The following is a 3,127-nucleotide window of genomic DNA, read 5'->3' as shown; positions in this document are numbered from 1 at the left end:
ACATCAACCCCCTGACGAGGTCCGCACTCCGCTAATCTACGCCGCGAGTTGTGCCGAATGTTCTGACGACGGACAGCCTCCTTCGCTGACACCTGACCATATTGCTCGCGCTGGTGCTCCTCACGCCGCCGATGACGCCTTCGCCCGTATCGGATATGACAGCGCTCTGCGTGGCTGCCGCGTCAGGTGCGAGCGGCCTTGCGGGTCATGGCCCATGCGCCCGCCGCGCCCATGGCCGCGAGCACGCCGGCGGTCGCCCAGCCGTGCCGGCGAACGGCGGTAAATGTGCTGAAGTGCCGCCCCTTCTGCCGGCCCTCCGTACGGCCGTCATTTCCTTGCGGTTGGTAGAGGTTGCCCTCCACATCTCTGGCGGGCTGGTCGCGATCGATCAGCGTCCCCGCCATGTTGGCGGCGATCTTGTCGAACAAGGACGGGAGCAGCACGGCGCCGAGCACCTGGAACTTGCCGCCCCCACCGACCGTGATCGCGCGACGGCGGTTCTGCGCCGCGTCAAGGATCGCATTGGCGACAAGCTCGGGCGCGTAGATCGGGCGCGGCAGCCTCGCCTGAAAACCGGTCCTGTTGCGGCCATGTTCGGTGAACGGCGTACCGATGGCGCTGGGCTTGATGAGCGTCACCGACACGGGAAGCTCGTTCATCATCATTTCGACGCGCAGCGAGTCGGTGAAACCTTTCACCGCATGCTTCGAGGCATTGTATGACGCAAGCAGGGGGCCGCCCATGTCGCTGTTGATCGAACCGACATTGATCACCGCGCCCCCGTTCGCCTTGTCCTTGAAATGACGGACCGCAACCGTCGAGCCGTGCACCACGCCCCAGTAATTTGTTTCGAAGACCTGACGATGATCGTCCAGCGACAGGTCCAGAACCTCGGCATAGACGCCGATCCCGGCATTGTTCACCCAAGTGTCAAAGCCGCCGAAGCGCGCGACCGTCTCATCGGCAAGCTTCTGCACGTCGGCCTCGCTGCCGACATCCGTGACCACATATTCGGCGGTGCCGCCTTGCGCGCGAATGGCGTCGCGCACCTCGCGGAGGGCGTCCTCGTCGCGCGCGGCCAGCATGACGCGCGCCCCCGCGGCCGCCGCGATCTGCGCGGTACACAGCCCGTGGCCGGATGTCGCACCGGTAATGACAATCGTTTGTTCGGACAGCGGCTTCAGCTTGAGCGGCATGGCAACACCTTTTGCGATTTCTAGGGGACACAAGGCTAACGCTGCGGTGCTGCGATAGGTCCGCCTCGGATGAAATCCCATCTGCTTCAAAGTGATGACTGGCGCCGACAGCGGCCGAGGGTCATCTGCGATCACATCGCGGGTATGACCGACAGCTTCCTGCTGAAGACATACGATCGGCTGTTCTCCCCTCGTATGGGATCGATGTTCGACCGAATCTAATCACGGCTTGCGTTGAGCAGCCCCCACCGGGTGGTCCGGGTAGATAGTTAGTGCATTGTCGTCTCCGCCGCCATTGCCGGGCGCAGGTGGAGCGAAGCGGAACCGGAGGCCGGCAATGGCGGCGTCGCCGCTTCTGGTGCGGGTGGGCGATAGCCCAGGCTGCTATGTGGCCGGATGGTGTTGTAGTGGCGCCGCCACGCCTCGATCAGCACTCTGGCCTCGGCGAGGCTGTAGAAGATCTCTCCGTTAAGCAGCTCGTCACGCAGCGAGCCATTGAAGCTCTCGTTGTAGCCGTTCTCCCATGGCGAGCCTGGCGTGATGTAGAGCGTGTTCACGCCGATCTGCCCAAGCCATTTCTGGACTGCGGTGGCGATGAACTCGCTGCCGTAGCACATTGGGAAGCGCTGGTTCGGGAGCCGCTATGGCCCTGATGAAGACAAGGCCGCGTAGCGGCCGCAGGCTTCATCAGGGCAAGCCATGGCCGGTCAGCAGGTATCTAAAGTGAGGTTGTCGAGACAACACTTTGGAGGCCGACCGACCATGACCAAGCTCACCTCTACGCCTGCCGGCGCCGTGCTGGTAGCCATCGATATGTCCAAGAACCGGCAGGAGGTCCTCATCGAGCGACCGGAAGGTGGCCGGCGCCGGCGGATGACCGTCATGGCGACCAGGCAGGACTATGACGGCTTTGCCGAGCAACTCGCTGCCATCGGGCGCCCCATCATCGTCGGGTTCGAGGCGACGGGTAATTACCATCGCACGCTGGCGCACCGGCTGCTGACGGCGGGGTTCGAGCTGCGGCTCATCTCATCGGTCGCCCTCGCCCGAACGCGTGAGGCGCTGCACAACGGCTGGGACAAGAACGACCCCAAGGACGCGCAGGTCATCCTGCACATGCTGCGGATCGGCGCGACGCAGCGCTACGTCGACCCGCTCGCCGCAGGCATCAATGACCTGCAGGAGCTCTCGAAGACCCACGAGACGATCTCCAGGATGAAGACGCAGACCTGGCATCGCATCCTGACCCACTACCTGCCGATGTACTTCCCCGAGATCGCCCGCTTCGCAGGCAATAGCCGGTCCGACTGGTTCTTCGCGCTCATCGAGCGGTTTCCGACACCGGCCACCATCACAGCGCTGGACCGGGAGGCGTTCTCGGCCGCAGCGTGGCCGCTCATCGGCCGCAAGGTTTCCAAGGCACGGCTCATCAACGACATCTACGAGACGGCGTCCGCCTCGACGGCACTGCCGGTGCCGGAGGACTCAGCCGCCATCACCATGTTCCGCATGGTCATCGCGCAGGGCCGCAGCCTCATCCAGCAGCGCGACGAAATCGAGCGGCTGGCCCATGCGCGGCTCGCCGATGTCGTCGACTACCAGTTGCTGCGCAACATTCCGGGCATCGGTCCGATCAACGCGCTGACCATCCTGGCCGAGGCCGGTGATCTGCGGCGCTTCAACCATCATCGTCAGTTCCTGAAGTTCTGCGGTCTCGATCTCGCAACGTGTCAGTCAGGCACGTTCCGTGGCCGCACGAAGCTGTCCAAGTACGGCAATGCGCGCCTGCGCCGGACCTTCTGGATGGCTGCCCAGGTCGCCGCGCGTCAGCGCGACAACAGCTTCCGCGACAAGCTCGGACGGTACACCGCCGGGCACGCGGACGATGCCGACCGTCGCCGCAAGGCGATGACGGCACTCACCGCCAAGAT

General features: G+C 64.3%; 2 protein-coding genes and 2 pseudogenes. 2 read left to right on the top strand and 2 right to left on the bottom strand.

Annotated features, from left to right (window positions below; all coding sequences use genetic code 11):
- Positions 1 to 182 precede the first annotated feature (182 nt).
- Positions 183 to 1,196 (bottom strand): SDR family oxidoreductase, encoded by a 1,014-nt coding sequence (locus tag ACH0BU_RS17945; protein ID WP_334657020.1) that lies wholly within the window; start codon positions 1,194 to 1,196, stop codon positions 183 to 185.
- 75 nt (positions 1,197 to 1,271) lie between these two features.
- Here ACH0BU_RS17945 and ACH0BU_RS17940 point away from each other — a divergent pair.
- Positions 1,272 to 1,418: pseudogene (locus tag ACH0BU_RS17940) on the top strand (dGTPase); the annotation flags it as partial.
- 47 nt (positions 1,419 to 1,465) lie between these two features.
- On the opposite strand, the pseudogene ACH0BU_RS17935 reads toward ACH0BU_RS17940, so the two are convergent.
- A pseudogene (locus tag ACH0BU_RS17935) lies at positions 1,466 to 1,804 on the bottom strand (integrase core domain-containing protein); the annotation flags it as partial.
- A gap of 154 nt (positions 1,805 to 1,958) precedes the next feature.
- On the opposite strand from ACH0BU_RS17935, the gene ACH0BU_RS17930 reads away from it, so the two are divergent.
- On the top strand, positions 1,959 to 3,127 hold a 1,169-nt coding region (locus ACH0BU_RS17930; protein WP_500264464.1), incomplete at its 3' end, for an IS110 family RNA-guided transposase.

The organism is Sphingomonas olei, assembly GCF_045369765.1.
Classification (GTDB): Bacteria; Pseudomonadota; Alphaproteobacteria; order Sphingomonadales; family Sphingomonadaceae; genus Sphingomonas; species Sphingomonas panaciterrae.
The sequence above is the reverse complement of the archived record's forward strand: the minus strand, read 5'-3'. Positions and strand labels throughout refer to the sequence as shown.

Bases quoted from the DNA above. Each gene is read 5' to 3' on its own strand.
- ACH0BU_RS17945 (WP_334657020.1), bottom strand. From the start codon at position 1,196: ATGCCGCTCAAGCTGAAGCCGCTGTCCGAACAAACGATTGTCATTACC.